This window comes from Candidatus Thiodiazotropha sp. AKAK3, assembly GCF_058244645.1.
The window spans coordinates 172,603-188,585 of sequence record NZ_JBSYOQ010000034.1; the positions used below are offsets into that span (position 1 = coordinate 172,603).

Sequence of the window (15,983 nt, forward strand, 5' to 3'; positions counted from 1 at the left end):
AACAGCTCCTGAGTATCTTCATATTTTCACCATAGTCGCTCCACAGTTATTCACTAAACTTTCCTATAAGTCACATTTAATGAGCTTTCCTCGGAGATAATTCATTATCATTGGCAAGTTCCTGGTTGCATTAACAATCGAGTAAACATATGAGCACTTGTTCACTAAACCGGCTTCTACCCGTTACCACTCTTTTGACACTCATCCTGGCCTTACCGGCACAGGAGGCAAGATCTGCTGTACAGATTCCAGATACAGGGCAAATCCGCTGTTACAACCAGGCCAGGGCCATACGCTGCCCTACACTTGGGCAACCCTTCTTTGGTCAGGATGCGCAATACCAGAGCCATCCACCGGCATATCGTGACAACAGGGACGGCACCGTCACCGACCTGAATACTGGACTACAGTGGTCAAAAGGGGTTTCTCCTATAAAGCTCGGCCTGGAAGAGGCGAAAAATAAGGCTATGCAAATGAGCCTCGGTGGGCATAAAGACTGGCGTCTACCCACTATCAAGGAACTCTATTCACTAATCGATTTCCGAGGCTATACCGGAACACCCGACAAAAAAAATAGTATGGACGTTGCTCCATCTGATGCCATCCCTTTTATCAACACCGACTACTTCGACTTTCTTTATGGCTTACAAGGGGAGCGATATATCGATGCACAATGGTTATCGACCACCCAGTATGTCTCTACCACCATGGATAATATGGAGACAGTTTTCGGGGTCAATTTCGCCGATGGACGCATCAAAGGTTATGGTTACAAGCAACTCGGCTCTCACTGGGAACGCAAGAAATTCTATGTGCGCTATGTTCGAGGCACACCTTATGGAATCAACCGCTTTAACGATAATGGTGATGGCACAATCACCGACCAAACCACAGGGCTTCAATGGTCCCGAATGGATAGTGCGGAGGGTATGAACTGGCAGGAGGCATTGAGCTACGCTGAGAACCTCAAGCTGGCAGGACACAACGACTGGCGTCTTCCCAACACCAAGGAACTGCACTATATCGTGGATTATTCTCGCTCCCCAGACACCAGCAAATCAGCCGCTATCAACCCACTTTTCAAAACAACATCGATCATCAATGAGGCAGGAGAAAAGGACTACCCCTCCTACTGGACCTCCACCACTCACCTGGACGGTGTACGACCCGGCAGCAACGCAGTCTATATCGCCTTTGGTCAGGCCCTGGGAAGAATGCAAGGCCGGATCATGGATGTTCATGGCGCTGGCGCCCAGCGCAGTGACCCGAAAACAGGCAAGGCGAGGATGGGCAGAGGCCCGCAAGGTGATGCTGTCCGTGTCAACAACTATGTAAGGGTGGTGCGGCAGGGGGCAACACAACAAGCAGAAGCTGCCAGTGATATCGATTACGACGCCTATCCCTATCGGGTGATACTTGCCGGGGAAAGATCACAGGATTTTGACCAGGAAAGCAGCGAGGAGCAGCCTCGGCTTGACCAAAACGCACCACTAGATTTCTCCCATCACTTTGTGCAACGTCTCGACAAAGATGGTGACGGACGTGTATCTCGAAAAGAGTTTGATGGCCCCGCAGATCGCTTCGACTTCCATGACACCAGTGGTGATGGCTATCTAACCGCAGATGAAGCACCGCTTGCACCCACTAATGTCAGGTCGCAGGATCGCAACCAATCCAGCCGCCAAAATCAACCCAATCCAAGGGAACATCAACCAGGCTCAGATAATAGACTCAATAGAGCTTTTACCACAGGATTTGTTGAACGGCTCGATCGGGACAGAGATGGACGTGTCTCTCGAAGTGAGTTTGATGGCCCCAAGGATCGCTTCGGTTTCCACGACACAAATAACGATGGCTACCTTACTGAGGATGAAGCCCCGAAAGGGCCGCCTCCTGGCGCGCCCCCTTTTGACCCGCGGTTTCAGTGAGGCAACTCCAGCTTATAGCCAACCCCATAGATCGAGAAAATGATCTCCTGATCAGGAAGCTGAGCCTCCAGCTTCTTGCGCAGATTCTTGATGTGGGTATCTACCGTACGGTCACTGACCACACGTTGATCAGTGTAGAGGTTATCCATCAGATGCGACCTTGAGAACACCCTGCCCGGCTGCGCCAGCATGGTCTTCAGCAGGCGGAACTCAACTGGGGTCAGCTCCATTGGCTGATCAAGAATCATTACCTGGAAGCGCGCCTCGTCAAGCACAATCCCGGCATGGGAGGCGGGAGATTCTGCGGTAACAGGGACTACCCGGCGCAGTACGGTTTTAACACGGGCCACGACCTCTCTCGGACTATAGGGCTTGCAGACATAGTCGTCGGCGCCCAGTTCCAGGCCCAGCAGACGATCTATCTCCTCGACTCTCGCGGTGGTAATGATAATGGGCACATTGGAATAAACACGTATCTCTTTGCAGATATCCAGGCCATTCATCCCTGGCAACATCAGATCAAGCAGGATCAGATCAGGTGAATGATCATTTACCCATGACACCACACCCGTGCCTTCATGAAGCATTTGCGTTTCGTAACCAGCATCTTTGAGGTAGTCACGCAGCAGTTCGGCGAGCCCCACCTCATCCTCAACAATCAGTATCTGTTTCGGTCTACTCATGCTTGCCTGCTCTACCCGAATATTTTTCACAACTGCTTTCATGTTATCTGGTTAATCTTACTTGGTTTCTCATGTCGAGTGTGGATTGAGTCATGAAAAGTATTAGCCGTACAAGGTGAAGGGGGAGGAACCTATCAACACAATCATCACCAGCCTTTATACGCTATTCAGGCCTGTGGCAGGCTTACTACTATCTGCAGCCCACCCAAAGGCGAGGGTTTAGCGCTGATAACACCCTGGTGAGCATCAATGATATTGCGACAGATCGCCAGCCCCAAACCTGCGCCACCACCTGCTCGGTTTCTCGATCCTTCAGCCCGATAGAAGCGGTCGAATAATCGACTCAGGGTGTCGTTATCCACTCCAGGGGTACTATCTTCAACCTTAAAATAGACCTTTTTGGATACCTGCCACGCGGTGAGGTTAATCACCCCTCCAGGATCAGTATAGCGCCGACTGTTCTTGAGCAGATTGTCCACCACCTGCCGCAGGCGTCTGGCATCACCAAAAACATTCAATCTCTGTGGAATCTCACAATTCAGACTAAGGTTATTCTGCTCTATCTGATGCTCGGCTGAAACAGATGAGTCGCGCAACACATCACCCAGATTCAAAGCCTCCTTACGATAATTCAAGGCGCCCGCATCGGTCAGCGCAAGGTCGTAGAGGTCATCCACCATGCGATTGAACTGCATAATCGTGTCATGCAGTTTAGTGAGCTGGGCCTGATCAGCGGGGCGGATACCATCCTGCATTGCCTCGACCTCACCCCGCAGCAGAGCAAGCGGTGTGCGTAACTCATGGGAAATATCCGCCATACCCTGCCGGCGCAGTAATTCGTTACGCTGTAGCGCTTCAGCCAGTACGTTGAAATCGAGCACCAGTTGACCCAGCTCATCCTTACTTCTGGGTTTGAGCTGAGTTTCGAAGCGACCTTTAGCAAGGGCATGTACCCCCATGGCCACATCCTTTACAGGGATCAATAGGTAGCGACCAAGAGGAATACCCATAATCAGCGCTAACAGCAACGCACCCACAGCAATCGGATAGATCGCATTAAGTTGTTCATCCCTGAAGCTTTTGTCCAGATCTGAACTCGGAATGAGCTGCGGAGTCAGACTCAACCAGCCAACCACTTCGCCATCAAGCTCTATCGGACGAACAAACGCTTTACCCGAGTTATCAGGTGGCCCGATCAGATTATCTCTAAACTCATCCAGTAAGCTGAGACGGGTACTCAGACCAGAACGATCACCTGGCGGAAGTGGTAGTGTGCGCCTGTTAAACTGCCGTGGTATCGATGGTCGTGCCTCTGCAGGCATGGGCGCTCTTCCACCGTTGAGTAGTGGTGGAGGCGGCACAGACAACAGACTGGCTTGATCATCCAGTTGGTGTGGCAAAAACTTTACCCACACTCGGTGGCGTCCCCGTATAAACTCCCAGGACCCTTCTCGACGATAGGCATTGGAGAGCTTAACTACTGTGTCGTCCAGCCTCGATAGTTCTGCTTCGGTCAAATAGTCGAGAAAACCCTTCTGAAAGCTCCACTGCATCGCTATGGCCATGGCGCCAACCAGGAGGATACTGGTAGCCAGGAGTATCAGGACCATTTTGCCTGTTATGCCGATTCTCATAAGAAAAAGTATCTATGAGACTCTTCAAGCTTTCTACACCGCTGACCTAAATTCACATTTTCTCCTCAATCTTCACAACATTTCTCCATTTTCACCTCATAGGATTATGAGCATGGAACTACGAAATCAAAAATCTTAAATAGGGATAATCTCATGTTGCATGCCACTCAGTTGAATAAAAACGGAACCCATGAACCAGTGCAGTGCCCAGACTCCCAACCCAGGAATCCAAGCCAGGATACAATCCACATCGATTCAGAGATCAGCCAGCTTCGAGAGCGTGTAACACATTTGGAAACAGAGGTCTCAATGCTCCGCCAGGACCTGCACAGAGAGCGTCAGCAAGCCAATATTGATGCTCTGACCGGCATACCCAATCGTCGTGCCTATCAAACTCGTCTGCCGCAAGACAGGGCACGCTGTATTCGAGAAAACAAAAAGCTTTGTCTGCTTATCTGGGATATAGACCACTTCAAGTCGATCAATGACCAGTATGGTCACTGGATGGGTGATCGGGTAATTTCCTGTATTGCAAACAAGATCAGCCAGCGCTTGCGTCTATCAGATTTCGTCGCTCGCATCGGCGGTGAGGAGTTCGCCGTACTGTTATCAGACTGCAGTAAGGAGAGCGCCATAGAATTGGCTGATCATCTCCGCCAAGAGATAGCACAATGTAATTTTGAATTAGAGTGTGACAAAGTGAACGCAACCATCTCATGCGGCATTGCTGAACTCACACCAGATGAAAGTGATGCCACCCTGTTTACACGAGCTGACAAGGCGTTATACAGGGCAAAAAGAGCAGGACGCAACAGGATTTGCTGTGCCCCATAAGGGCCTAAACCCAGCAATAGACAGTTGCTAGTGGGCATACACCTATCTAACGGGATAAGTATTATCGTCCCTCACAATTTCCTAAGCCTCCCACTCCTGTAATTATCTCTTTTCGTACTCTCTTACCACTTCTGTAACCTGAACTTGATAACTGCTATACCACTTAGACTTACCCACGATGCCGCTCTGCCAATCGCACATAGTGTTCTGCAGTGTAGCTGATTATCTCTTTTTCCTTCTCAGTCAATACTCTGACCCGTCGTGCCGGCCGCCCCAACCAGAGGTACCCTCCCTCCAGCGTGCGCCCTTGCGGCACCAGAGATCCGGCGCCCAGCATTACCCCCTCCTCCAGGATCGCGCCATCAAGAATGGTCGAATCCATGCCAATGAAGCAATTACTGGCGATCTCACACCCATGCAACAATACTTTATGCCCCACAGTCACCCCCTCACCTATGGTCAATGGCCGACCGCCAGGCAGATAATAACTGTCATGCGAGACATGCATTACAGAACCATCCTGGATGTTGCTTCTGGCGCCTATTTCGATTTTATGCACATCTCCCCTGATCACACTCATTGGCCAAATGGAGACTTGTGGAGCAATATGGACATCGCCGATAATCACAGCTGTGTCATCCACCCAGGCGTCATCTGCGACTTCGGGTTGATGGGATTCAAATGGGCGAATGTTGTTCATAGCTTTTAGAGGTTCCTGAATCGATGGAAATTGTACTCTTTGTAATAATTGGGGCTGCCGTAGTTATCCTGATATACGGCATCATGATATACAACAACCTGGTACGCCTGAAACATGATGTCACAAAAGCCTGGGCCAATATCGATGTGTTGTTGAAACAGCGCCACGATGAACTGCCCAAACTGGTCGAAACCTGTAAACAATACATGAAATTCGAGCAGGAGACCCTTGAGAAGGTGATGAATGCCAGAGCTGCAGTCAATAACGCCATGAGGCAAGGCGATGTGGGCGCTATCGGAGCAGCTGAAGGGCAACTCCGGCTCGGTCTGGGGAATCTGTTCGCAGTCGCTGAGAACTATCCGGATCTGAAGGCCAACGAGACCTTTTTACATCTACAGAGTCGAATCACCGGCCTGGAAAACAGTATCGCAGATCGACGTGAGTTTTATAATGACAGTGTAAACAGCAACAATGTACGCATTGAGCAATTTCCCGATGTCATTCTTGCCAACCGCTTCTCCTTCAAGCCTGCGGTCTTCCTGGAGTTTGATGAAGCTGAGAAAACTGATGTAAACATGGAAAAGTTATTTAGTTGATTCAAGACATTATCAATATGGGGACAGGCGCTTTTCTACTCTGGAGCGCCTTGCTGACACTCCTCTCTTTAGCAGCGCTCTATTTTTCATTCTACCACCTCCACAGAGCCCGCCTGATCGAGGATACGCCAACCTCGCGTATACGCTCAGCCCCCCAGGGCTATGTTGAGCTGATCGGTGAAGCCGATATGATGCGGGGTGAGCCGGTCATTTCACCCCTTAGCGCAAGTAATTGTTGCTGGTGGCGCTACAAGATAGAGCGAAAGAGTGACAAGGGGTGGCGCAACATACGCTCTGAAAAGAGTAACGCTCTGTTCCTGATTCGGGATGCTACAGGCGAATGCATACTCGACCCGGAAGGTGCCAGCATCACGCCAAGTGAACGCAGCATCTGGTACGGCCCCAATGCAACACCCAGCGCCGGGCCGGACAGGGGGGCCGGCACAACCCATAGCCATTTCAACCGTTTCGGGCTGCAGATTTCAGTCAATACCACCTTCGATGGAGATTATCGTTATACCGAAGAGATGATCTTGCCTGGTGACCCACTGTATGCCATAGGTCTATTCAGTTCTCTAGGGGAGATTGATAGAAAAGCGATGCGTGACGATATGCTCAAGGATCGTCTGCGCCAGTGGAAAAGCGACCATGCCAGCCTGCTGGAGCGTTTCGACCGGAATAGAGATGGACAAATCGACCTCAATGAGTGGGAATCGGCTCGCCAGGCCGCCAAAGGGGAGATCACCAGGGAACAGATGCAAGAAGATCAGCAGCCCATACACACCCTAAGCTCTACCGGGTCAAATCGACGCCCTCTGCTGATCTCCACCAAAGAGGAGTTTGATCTGGTGAGAAGATTCCGCTATTACTCATTTTTCACTCTAGCGGCATTTTTCATTGTAGGCACAGGAACAGCTTGGTTTATCACAGTAAGGTTGGTTTAACCATCCCTAGCCCACAAGCCCTTAAGGTGGGAAAATACAGATCTGAATTCCCTAAAAATCTCTACAGGAAAAGTGTTGATGGCCCTGAAATACATATGGTTGCTGCTTGCGACAGCTTTGTTGACCACCCCGCTCATGGCACGGGACATCCTATTGGATGACCCTTTGCCCGATCCGGAATATGACGAACCAGAGAAGAAATGGCTCGAGAATGAGGTTCAGGTACCTCAAAATATTAACCCTGATGACCTTGAGGAGTTTAGAGTTGCGGCAAACGAAACTCGATTTCGCTACTTTCTAGAGCGCGGTTCCATTCAGCATGACGCTGATGGCGCGATACGTTTCACTCTGGTTATCCGCTCTCAGTCTGGTGCATCCAACAGTTCCTACGAGGGATTTCGATGCGGGGAGCGTCTCTATAAAGTTTACGCCTATGGGGACCGGGACAGCCTCAGCCCTGCTCCGGGTATGATCTGGGAGGCGATCCCCAAGGATGAGTCCACTGACTACCGTGCAGCACTGTATGACGATTTACTCTGCAATCTTCAGCACGGCAAGCCCAATCCAGTGGACAAAGTATTGGAGGCGATGAGAAACAATAAGTCGGTAGGTAGCAACCATTAACCCTCCACCTTATTAGCCATGCTGGCGAAATGAGCTGAGTTAATTCAACTGATCAACAGCACATCAGAGACTTTGTAAAAAACCTCATGGAAGAGGAGTAGAAGGGATCAATAAGATGCTCTCTTTATTTTCCCACCTTCTGCCCCCATCTGCTTGAGATAGGCATGCAGAATTACCATTTAAATTGCTCAAACCTTAATCAACCTCTGAATTGATCAATAGCTGATTAAACAGATTAGATAACAACAATCCAGGAAACCCAATCATGACAAACGCCCTGTTAGAGATGCCCGGACTTCCCGCCTTCAGTCGAATTAAGCCCGATATGGTGGAAGCGGCTATCGACACGCTTTTGCAGGAAAACCGTGAAACCATGGAGCGATTGCTCAACACAATCCCTAACCCTACCTGGAAAACATTCATTGAACCGCTGGAAATCGCCGAAGACAGGCTCAGCCGGGCCTGGTCTCCTGTCAGCCATATGAACTCTGTAGTCAATAGTGAGCCCCTGCGCGAGGTCTATAATGCCTGCCTGCCCAAGCTCAGCGAATATGCAACAGAGGTAGGACAAAACAGCCAGCTGTGTGACGCCTATAAACAGGTGGCAGAGCAAGCCGATCTGGATAGCGCTCAGAGAAAGATGCTGGAGAATGCACTATTGGAGTTTCGTCTTTCGGGGGTTGATCTAGCCGAAGAGAAAAAACAGCGCTACAAAGAGATCACCCAGACGCTCTCCAAGTTGACTACCAAGTTTGAAGAGAACCTGCTCGATGCAACCAATGCCTGGAGCAAACTCATTACCGATCCAGAACAATTGGCTGGACTCCCCGAATCCGCAATGGCTCTGGCAAAGCAGACTGCAGAACAGAGGGAGCAGCAAGGCTGGCTGCTGACTCTGGAATTTCCCTCTTACTTCCCGGTTATGACCTACGCAGATCAACGGGAACTGCGGCGTGAAGCCTATGAAGCCTACTCAACCCGGGCATCAGATTCTGGCCCACATGCCGGAGAGTGGGACAACACCGAGGTGATGGACCAGATCCTTGAGTTACGCCACGAACAGGCCCAGCTACTTGGCTTCGACAACTATGCCGAGCGATCGCTGGCGCGCAAAATGGCCCGTCGAACAGACGAAGTGGTGGCCTTTCTGACTGATCTGGCTCGCCGCTCCAGACCCCAGGCGGAAGCGGAACTCACTCAGCTGACTCAATTCGCCAAAGAGACTTACGGCGTTGAGAAATTAGAAGCCTGGGATATCGGTTACTACTCAGAAAAACTTCGCCAGCACCGCCACAACATCAGCCAGGAAGAGCTAAAGCCCTATTTTCCTGAAACACGGGTGGTGCCTGGTATGTTTGCTGTAGTGGAGCGCCTCTACGGCATCCACATCCAGGCAGTTGAAAATGTCGATACCTGGCACCCCGACGTCCGCTTCTACGAGATCAGGGATCGGCAGAATCAACTCCGGGGACAGTTCTATCTCGATCTGTATGCCCGCCCCAAAAAACGAGGTGGCGCCTGGATGGATGATTGTGCAACCCGTTTCTTCAGCGACACCATGGATCAGATCCCTGTTGCCTACCTGACCTGCAACTTTTCACCCCCAGTTGGTGACCAACCGGCACTGTTTACCCATGACGAGGTACTGACCCTGTTTCATGAGTTCGGTCATGGTCTGCACCATATGCTGACCCGTATCGACTATCCCTCAGTTGCAGGAATCAATGGCGTTGCTTGGGATGCCGTAGAACTACCCAGTCAGTTCATGGAGAACTGGTGTTGGGAGAAAGAGGCGCTCAACCTCATCTCAGGACATGTCGACACTGGTGAGCCAATACCGGATGAGCTTTTTCAACGGATGCATGGCGCCAAAAATTTTCAGTCAGCGATGCAGATGGTTCGCCAATTGGAGTTCTCACTATTCGACTTTCGCATCCACCAGGAGTATGACCCGTCCAAAGGTGGTCGAATTTACGAGATACTTGAGCAGGTTCGTCAACAGGTTTCGGTAATCACACCCCCATCCTGGAACAGGTTTCCACACGGCTTCTCACACATCTTCGCTGGTGGATACGCCGCAGGATATTACAGCTACAAGTGGGCTGAAGTGCTCTCTGCCGATGCCTTTTCAAGATTCGAGGATGAAGGCATATTCAACCAGAATGCAGGGCAGTCATTCCTTGAGGAAGTTCTGGAACAGGGAGGATCAAAGGATGCGATGGATCTGTTTATAGCTTTCCGGGGCAGAGAGCCTCAGATCGAGCCCCTGTTGCGACATAGTGGCATCGAAGGCTGAACAAGCTCTGACATGGCAGAAGAGCACCCTGTTAAACACTCAGAGGAGTAAACAGCACTTCTAGTCTGGTTTTTTAATCCGGCGACTAAGTATGTTCTCTTCAGCCGAAGTGTGCCTGCCTGCGGCAAGGCATCAAAACGCCGCTGTAGCACTCCTACAGCAAGTTTTGATAACGCAGCCTGCAGGCAGACGCACTTCGGCCTGACTTTTTAAAAATCATATTGTTAGGGGTTTCAAGCCTGAAGACGACATACTTGGTCGCCGGGTTAATAGTATCAGCAACTTTGAAAAAAAACGGGTGACGCTAAGCGTCACCCTCTGGTTGGTAAATCAGATGCCCAGTGCATCGATACCCCAACCAACACCACCTAGATCAACCTCGGGATGTTTTTGTCGAATAGCACGCTCAACCCCTGATACCCGCCAACGGGGAACATCAATCAGCAGCAGGATCTCTCCATGTCGCAGACAGACCTCAAAGTCATTGAGATGGGCCTGGTGTACCTTGCTGGCAAAGCTATAACCCAGCGCCAGGGTGACCGCCATCACCCCCAGGCACCCAAGCATCAACAACCACTCAGATGTCCAAAGGGAGAAAAACAGGAATAAAAAGGCAACAAAAAAAATCAACAGGTTCATATCCCAGAACCAACTCTCAAGTTGCGCAGCAAATCCACTGCGCTGTCTGACTGTCGCCTCTGGTAGTCCCTCAATGTCTATATCCGGCTTTGCAACCGTATGAATATGTTGTCGATTAATCCGTTCCAGCATCAAGTCTCTTACAACCTCTTCTGCTTGGGTGCGGGAAGGCACCAGCAAATAGATGCGTCTTAAGATCATCACTTATCCCTCAGCAACGTAGTCATCCGTATCATTTCCACAAACTATCTTGTGGTCCTCAAGCTCCATATCCATATAGATCTTTTTCGTCTCTTCGCTCTCAAAATAGATCTCAACCCCATTTTCACCATCTCCTTCATACAAACAGGGATGCTCTTCGGGATTGTTTACCTCGTGAAGTGTCACTGGATCCATAGTGGTTCTGATATTCATAGTGGTGTATGCCTCTGTTTTTCTGGAATTACCTCGTTCTACAAGAGATAGCGAATTTGTCGCTCATTCCCAGATTTAATGTTAGTCAAGGGCACCTCTATTAATTGCTTGTGCCCTGTTCGGGTAGATCTCACTTTGTCACTACCACAACTCGATAGTGCTCAACGTTACTTAAGCTATAGAAATACCAAGCAAAACAATCAAGATTTATCTTCCATTTAAACAGACGAGGAAATTGGGGGATTATTCAAGGATAAGCTGATTCAACCTAAAAAGATCAGTTGGGCAGCGTGAAGTGTGCGCTTGTGGCAACGCTGCTGAGTTACCTCAGCAGGTCGACAAATTCATGTCGCGTATTGCACTGCTATTAATGGCCGGGTTAATAATGAGCCTTAAGCTGTGGTGAAAAGACCAAAAAACAGCCCATAGACCAGACTGGAAAGAATCAGACCGAGAAACATCACTGGAATGCCTTTGCGCATCCACACTACCGGAGTAATTCTGGCCTCTGGCATGCCACTCTTCTCAGATTCACTGACGGCGATGATATTGGCTGTCGCCCCAAGGTGAGTACCATTACCGCCAAGGCCAACCCCAAGCGCCAAGGCCCACCAGAGTGGCGCAATATTCACACCGCTGCTCTCCAGCCCCAGGATTATGGGAATCATGGTGACAGTGAACGGAATATTATCCACCACCGCGCTCAGAATAGCCGCAACCCACATCAATAGCAGACCGGTGATAAGCAACATCGCCGGATCTTTGGCGAGTATCGCCAACTCATTGCCCAGCAGGTTTAAAAGACCACTGGCCTCAACACCGCCAACGATCATGAATAGACCGGCAAAGAAGAACAGCACCGACCAATTGACCGTACCAAATATCTGCTCCATATCGGGCTTCATCAACAGCAGGGCCACACAAAGACCAATAAACGATGCGTATGCCGGCATGACATGCAAATTGTGGTGAATAAAGAAAAGTACGACCACAATGCTGAGGGAGAAAAGTACCCGCTTTAAGCCCTCTGCATCCTTGATAGCATGAGTATCAACCAGGGTTTTGGGATCCTGCCCCCCAATAGTCAACTCATCGCGAAACAGAAATAACATCAGCGCAACGGTCCCTACCCAGGCTACCAGTACTGGAAATCCCATATGAATCAGAAATGAGTTAAAACTGATATTGGCCGCACTGCCGATCATGAGGTTGGGCGGATCACCAACCAGGGTTGCTGCACCACCGATATTTGACAACATAGCCTCTGCCATCAGATAGGGCATCGGATTGATTTTCAATAGACGACAAATCAAAACCGTCAGCGGCGCGAACACAATCACTGTCGTGACATTGTCCAGGATCATACTAATCAGACTTACTGCCAGGCTGAGATAGATCAGCAGTAATTTCGGATTTCCCTTCGCCCAACGGGTGATATGTACTGCCGCGTAATCGAATGCGCCGGTAGGTCGCAGCATGGCCACCAGCATCATCATCGCAGCGAGCAACAGGATGGTATTTCCATCTACAGCCAACAGCGCCTCTTCCTGGCTGTAGAATCCCATCCACATACCCACCCCGATCATTGTCACTGCCCCCAGCATGGCGGCGGTGGTACGATGCAGTATCTCCGTGAAAATCAGTATATAGGCCCCTACGAGAAGCGCTGCAGCGGTCCACATTTCTGTCGTAATCTGCTCAAGCATTCTAACTGGCCCTATTCTATGCAGCACTCTCTGGTTAAGATCGCTTCAGCAATACTCAAACGTGTTACGACCCCCTGGTAATCATCACCCTCAGTGACGAAGAGATATTCCGTGGCATATTGCTCCATGATTGCCAGTGCTTTGATTGCCTGAAAATTTGGTGACAGACGAACCGCATCCGGAAAGATGAAATCATCCACAGTTTTAGCCATCAGTTCATCCGCTTTTATGTGCGGGAAATCCAGATGCTCCACATCATCTCCAAGAAGATGGGCGCCATGAATAATATCGTCAGGAATACAGCAGACCCGAAACATATGTCTCACAGAAAAGCGCCCGCTGATCAGGCCATGCTGATCCACATAGGGTATGCCTGGAATTCGCTTTGCGACACACTCCTGCATCACCTCACCAACACTCATCCCCGGACGGGCAACCTTGGTCGGTATCGAAACATGTTTAATTTTCATCTCGGCGTTTCATCCATCAAAGGTTTCATGGCATGCAGCATATTGGCGAATAGGTGGCGATTATTCCGCTCTTCTCGGGCCAGAAGCTGTTTCATGTATTCTCGTTGGGTCGGCTTGGTAAAGCAGGCTGGACAGCTATCGGGGATGATTGGCAATTCCGCTTCTACAGCAAACGCTCCAGTTTGACTCTCTCGGCAATAGACCAATGGCCTGATAATACGGATATCCCCCGCATCATTAAGATAGTGCGCTTTCATGGTGCGCATCTGTCCGCCATGAAAAATGGACATCATCAGGCTCTCAGCAAGATCATCCAAATGTTGAGCCAGCGCCAGCACATTATAGTTCTGTTTGCGGCATGTAGTGTACATAATGCCCCGCTTCATCCGTGCACAGTAGGCACAAAAAGAGTCCCCCGACATATTCTCCCGGGCCTCTTCCATAATCGGTTGTTCTGCATAGATCCAGGGCACGCCTAAACTATCATAGTAGGATTTAAGCGGTGCTGGATCGAACCCTTCCACTTCAGGGTCAACCGTGATCACGCCCAATTCGAAACTAACTGGGGCGTAGCGCTTTAGATGCGACAAAACCTGTAGCAGGGTGAGTGAGTCTTTTCCACCGGAAACACCGAGCAGAATACGATCACCCTCCCGGATCATATCGTAATCAGCAATCGCCTTTCCGACCTTGCGCATTATTGACTTTGGGGGCTTGATGCAATCATTCATATTGGCATTTTGACACGAAGCCTTCTATCCACCAACGTCTGTGAATAGAGGACATTCGCCGCATCAGGTGTGGCGGCGGGAATGCTACTAATCAGAGATAAGCCTAACTCTGAATTTACAGCTTCAGGCAAGATGAATAGAGCTGCTAGAAGATATTCTCAGCAAATCCAATATATATTTGCCTTTCAGTAAGTTGATGGTAAAAAATCAGAAAATAATGAATATATCATCATCAAACGGTTGTGCATTTTTTAAATACAGGTACGCTTTTCCAATTGATCCAGGAAATTTGCTACATAATAATCATAAAATGGTATAGGGCTATCCGCAGAACTATAGCAATAGCAATACTGAGCCGCTGAATCACTAACCTTTAACATCAAGGGGATACCTATATGGATATTTTTGTTCTGGCTGTTTTAATCCTTGCCGTAGTTCTTGTCGCTTTAGGTGCCAAAAGGGTGCCCCAGGGTAATGAGTACACAGTGGAGCGCTTTGGACGCTACACCAAAACCCTGCGTCCCGGTCTGAATCTGATTGTTCCGGTCATCGATCAGGTCGGGAATAAGATGAACATGATGGAACAGGTACTCGACGTACCCTCACAGGAGGTAATAACCAAAGACAACGCCATGGTCACTGTGGATGGGGTGATTTTTTTCCAGGTGCTGGATGCTTCCCAGGCTGCTTATGAAGTCAATAATCTGTATGGCGCCATTCTCAACCTGACCATGACTAATATTCGTACCGTAATGGGTTCAATGGATCTGGATGAACTACTCTCCCAGAGAGACAAGATCAACACCCAGCTGCTGACGGTGGTGGATGACGCCACCACGCCCTGGGGCGTGAAAGTGACCCGCATCGAGATCAAAGACATCTCCCCGCCAAGAGACCTGGTGGATGCCATGGCCAGACAGATGAAAGCGGAACGTGAGAAACGTGCTGCGATCCTTGAGGCGGAGGGGCTGCGTCAAGCAGCAATCCTTAAGGCTGAGGGTGAAAAGCAGGCAGCAATTCTCGAAGCAGAAGGTGAAAAAGAGGCGGCTTTCCGTGAAGCGGAAGCAAGGGAGCGACTGGCTGCCGCTGAAGGCAAGGCAACAACCCTGGTTTCTGAAGCGATTGCCAAGGGCGATGTGAATGCGATCAACTACTTTGTTGCTCTGAAATATACTGAAGCGCTACAACAGGTCGCATCGGCAGAGAATCAGAAGGTAATTATGATGCCTCTGGAAGCTTCGAGCCTGATTGGATCAATAGCAGGTATCGGCGAACTCGCCAAACACGCCTTCGATAAGAACCATCCTGGAGCGACTTCATGACCTGGCTGTCTCAGCTCGACTATTGGCACTGGTTTATCCTGGCGGTTGTTCTGATGACTCTAGAGGTCTTTTCACCCGGCGCCTTTTTACTCTGGATGGGCCTATCAGCCGGGATAACCGGTCTAGTGCTGGTAATGATTCCTGAGCTTAGCTGGCAATTTCAACTACTTAGCTTTGCACTGTTCAGTGTAGTCACAATTGTGCTTGCACGAACCTTTCTCCACCATCGGCCAATTGAGACCGACAGCCCCCACCTGAATCGACGTGGTGAACAGTACATCGAGCGGGTCTTCTCTCTACAAGAACCGATCATCAATGGCGAGGGTAAGATAAAAGTCGACGATAGCACCTGGAAGATACACGGTGAAGACTGCCCCACAGGAACTAAAGTCAAAGTAGTCGGTGTACATGGTGTGGTTTTGTTGGTAGAGCGGCTTTAAATAGCCATGACTTTGCCACAAA

At 49.8% G+C, this 15,983-nt stretch carries 16 protein-coding genes; 8 read left to right on the forward strand and 8 right to left on the reverse strand.

Annotated features, from left to right (window positions below):
• The first annotated feature begins 149 nt into the window (after positions 1-149).
• A complete protein-coding gene (locus tag AC4IE7_RS06165) occupies positions 150-1,928 on the forward strand; it encodes an Lcl domain-containing protein (RefSeq protein ID WP_490775937.1) in 1,779 nt (592 codons plus the stop codon).
• On the opposite strand, the gene AC4IE7_RS06170 is transcribed toward AC4IE7_RS06165, so the two are convergent.
• Positions 1,922-2,611 carry a response regulator gene (locus tag AC4IE7_RS06170; RefSeq protein ID WP_490775938.1) on the reverse strand — a complete coding sequence of 230 codons (690 nt, stop codon included), beginning with the start codon at positions 2,609-2,611 and terminating at the stop codon, positions 1,922-1,924. The two genes, AC4IE7_RS06165 and AC4IE7_RS06170, sit on opposite strands and share 7 nt — an antisense overlap.
• A 167-nt stretch (positions 2,612-2,778) precedes the next feature.
• A complete protein-coding gene (locus AC4IE7_RS06175) occupies positions 2,779-4,245 on the reverse strand; it encodes an ATP-binding protein (RefSeq protein ID WP_490775939.1) in 1,467 nt (488 codons plus the stop codon).
• A 153-nt stretch (positions 4,246-4,398) separates the two neighbouring features.
• Between AC4IE7_RS06175 and AC4IE7_RS06180 the strand changes: the two genes are divergently transcribed.
• The gene (locus AC4IE7_RS06180; protein WP_490775940.1) at positions 4,399-5,079 is read left to right on the forward strand and encodes a GGDEF domain-containing protein; all 681 of its coding nucleotides are present in this window, start codon (positions 4,399-4,401) and stop codon (positions 5,077-5,079) included.
• Between the two features lie 169 nt (positions 5,080-5,248).
• Here the strand turns inward: AC4IE7_RS06180 and AC4IE7_RS06185 are convergent, their stop codons facing one another.
• Complete coding sequence (locus AC4IE7_RS06185; protein ID WP_490775941.1) at positions 5,249-5,779, reverse strand: gamma carbonic anhydrase family protein; 531 nt, start codon at positions 5,777-5,779, stop codon at positions 5,249-5,251.
• Positions 5,780-5,802: 23 nt separating this feature from the next.
• On the opposite strand from AC4IE7_RS06185, the gene AC4IE7_RS06190 reads away from it, so the two are divergent.
• The 4 genes from AC4IE7_RS06190 (at position 5,803) to prlC (ending at position 10,239) form a co-directional block, all read left to right on the forward strand.
• Positions 5,803-6,375, forward strand: coding sequence for a LemA family protein (locus AC4IE7_RS06190; protein WP_490775942.1), 573 nt, complete (start codon positions 5,803-5,805; stop codon positions 6,373-6,375).
• Positions 6,372-7,319, forward strand: coding sequence for a GIDE domain-containing protein (locus AC4IE7_RS06195; protein ID WP_490775943.1), 948 nt, complete (start codon positions 6,372-6,374; stop codon positions 7,317-7,319). Before AC4IE7_RS06190 ends, AC4IE7_RS06195 begins: the two co-directional genes overlap by 4 nt.
• Before the next feature lie 78 nt (positions 7,320-7,397).
• On the forward strand, positions 7,398-7,943 hold the full coding sequence (locus AC4IE7_RS06200) for a CNP1-like family protein (protein WP_490775944.1): 546 nt from the start codon (positions 7,398-7,400) through the stop codon (positions 7,941-7,943).
• A 265-nt stretch (positions 7,944-8,208) separates the two neighbouring features.
• On the forward strand, positions 8,209-10,239 hold the full coding sequence (gene prlC / locus AC4IE7_RS06205; protein ID WP_490775945.1) for an oligopeptidase A: 2,031 nt from the start codon (positions 8,209-8,211) through the stop codon (positions 10,237-10,239).
• A gap of 330 nt (positions 10,240-10,569) precedes the next feature.
• Here the strand turns inward: prlC and AC4IE7_RS06210 are convergent, their stop codons facing one another.
• The 5 genes from AC4IE7_RS06210 to AC4IE7_RS06230 form a co-directional block, all read right to left on the reverse strand.
• Positions 10,570-11,079 carry a hypothetical protein gene (locus AC4IE7_RS06210; RefSeq protein ID WP_490775946.1) on the reverse strand — a complete coding sequence of 170 codons (510 nt, stop codon included), beginning with the start codon at positions 11,077-11,079 and terminating at the stop codon, positions 10,570-10,572.
• A gap of 3 nt (positions 11,080-11,082) precedes the next feature.
• Positions 11,083-11,292: a hypothetical protein gene (locus AC4IE7_RS06215; RefSeq protein WP_490775947.1), complete on the reverse strand. Its 210-nt coding sequence runs from the start codon at positions 11,290-11,292 to the stop codon at positions 11,083-11,085.
• A 392-nt stretch (positions 11,293-11,684) separates the two neighbouring features.
• On the reverse strand, positions 11,685-12,998 hold the full coding sequence (locus AC4IE7_RS06220; RefSeq protein WP_490775948.1) for an ArsB/NhaD family transporter: 1,314 nt from the start codon (positions 12,996-12,998) through the stop codon (positions 11,685-11,687).
• Positions 12,999-13,009: 11 nt separating this feature from the next.
• Positions 13,010-13,468 (reverse strand): CBS domain-containing protein, encoded by a 459-nt coding sequence (locus tag AC4IE7_RS06225; RefSeq protein ID WP_490775949.1) that lies wholly within the window; start codon positions 13,466-13,468, stop codon positions 13,010-13,012.
• Positions 13,465-14,166 (reverse strand): PP-loop family protein, encoded by a 702-nt coding sequence (locus AC4IE7_RS06230; protein ID WP_490775950.1) that lies wholly within the window; start codon positions 14,164-14,166, stop codon positions 13,465-13,467. Before AC4IE7_RS06230 ends, AC4IE7_RS06225 begins: the two co-directional genes overlap by 4 nt.
• A 428-nt stretch (positions 14,167-14,594) precedes the next feature.
• On the opposite strand from AC4IE7_RS06230, the gene AC4IE7_RS06235 reads away from it, so the two are divergent.
• Both AC4IE7_RS06235 and AC4IE7_RS06240 read left to right on the forward strand, forming a co-directional pair.
• On the forward strand, positions 14,595-15,521 hold the full coding sequence (locus AC4IE7_RS06235) for an SPFH domain-containing protein (protein WP_490775951.1): 927 nt from the start codon (positions 14,595-14,597) through the stop codon (positions 15,519-15,521).
• A complete protein-coding gene (locus AC4IE7_RS06240) occupies positions 15,518-15,961 on the forward strand; it encodes an NfeD family protein (RefSeq protein WP_490775952.1) in 444 nt (147 codons plus the stop codon). Before AC4IE7_RS06235 ends, AC4IE7_RS06240 begins: the two co-directional genes overlap by 4 nt.
• The last annotated feature ends 22 nt before the right edge of the window (positions 15,962-15,983 follow it).